A 1,523-nucleotide genomic window follows, 5' to 3' on the forward strand; every position below is an offset into this window, starting at 1 on the left:
TGTCCGTCGTCAGGACATTTGGCTCAGATGGGGGCGTAAATTAGCGGAGAGCGGGCCTCGTCTGGGGGTTGATGTTAGGCGGCGAGCTTGCGGTGCAGCAAGCGCCGATATTCGAGGGTCTGTCGCTTGACCCTTTCGCGGTGTTTGATGATGGCGGCGGCCCTTCCGAAGTAGGCGTCGGCCGGGGTCACGTTGGCCAGGCTCTCGTGGTAGCGCTGGTGGTTGTAGTGCTCGACGAAGGCCGCGATCTGGGCCTCCAGATCGCTGGGCAGGAAGTAGTTCTCCAGCAGGATGCGGTTCTTCAAGGTCTGATGCCAGCGCTCGATCTTGCCCTGGGTCTGGGGATGCATCGGGGCGCCTCGGACATGGCTCATCTTGTTGGCCTCGATGTATTGAGCCAGCTCATCGGCGATATAGCTGGGGCCGTTGTCGCTGAGCAGGCGGGGCTTGTGCAGCACCGTGGCGCTGTCGCAGCCGGAAGCCGCCAGGGCCAGGTCCAGCGTGTCGGTGACGTCCTGCGCGCGCATGTTGGCGCACAGCTTCCAAGCGATGATGTAGCGCGAGAAGTCGTCGAGCACGGTCGACAGATACATCCAGCCCCACCCGATGATCTTGAAGTAGGTAAAATCGGTCTGCCACATCTGGTTCGGCCGCGTGGTCTTGGTGTGGAAGGCCTCGGCGGCCTTGATCACGACGAAGGCCGGGCTGGTGATCAGGTCGTGGGCCTTGAGCAGCCGGTAGACCGTGGCCTCGGAGACAAAGTACTGACGTTCATCGGTAAATCGCACCGCCAGTTCACGCGGGGACAGCTCGCTGTGCTCCAGCGCCATCTCGACGATCTGGCCCTGGATGTCGTCGCCGATGCGGTTCCACACCCTGCTCGGCGCCGAGGACCGATCCTCCAAGGCTTCGGGCCCGCCGTCGAGGTAGCGGTCGTACCAGCGGTAGAAGGTCCGGCGGGGGATGCCCAGCTGGTCCAGCGTGCGCTTGGCCGGCAGGTGCGACTGCTCCACGATCCTGATGATCTCCAGCTTCTCGGATGCGGGATACCTCATGCGTCGTCGCCCCCATCCGCGATCATGCTTTTTTTGAGCAGACGGTTTTCCAGCGTCAGGTCCGCCACGCATTCCTTCAGGGCGCGAGCTTCACGGCGCAGGTCCTGCACTTCGCCCGTGGTCGCGGCCCGGGCGGTGTCCCCGGCCAGGCGGCGCTTGCCCGCCTCCATGAACTCCTTCGACCAGGTGTAGTACAGGCTTTGGGCGATCCCTTCCTTGCGGCACAGCTCGGCGATGCTGTCCTCACCGCGCAGGCCCTCGAGCACGATGCGGATCTTGTCCTCAGCCGAGAAGTGGCGCCGCGTCTGCCGTCGAATGTCCTTCACCACCTGCTCCGCAGGGGCCTTCGCCGGCAATTTCACGTTGGAGGATCTGGGCTTCATCTTCGTTCCTTCGTCACTGCGACGAAGCCCAGATCCTCCTCAACTCACAACCTCAAATCTGTGCCAGTGGCGCTGACGGGGGACA

At 63.5% G+C, this 1,523-nt stretch carries 1 protein-coding gene; it reads right to left on the reverse strand.

Translation table 11 applies throughout. The features are described 5' to 3' along the window. Nucleotides 1-74 precede the first annotated feature (74 nt). A protein-coding gene (locus AX690_RS20260; protein ID WP_137803707.1) for an IS3 family transposase occupies nt 75-1,438 on the reverse strand; the annotation gives its coding sequence in 2 pieces (ribosomal slippage) (nt 75-1,088 and nt 1,091-1,438; 1,362 coding nt in all). Nucleotides 1,439-1,523: the final 85 nt, after the last annotated feature.

The sequence above is a fragment of the Caulobacter sp. CCH9-E1 genome (assembly GCF_001556515.1).
In the GTDB taxonomy this organism is placed as follows: Bacteria; Pseudomonadota; Alphaproteobacteria; order Caulobacterales; family Caulobacteraceae; genus Caulobacter.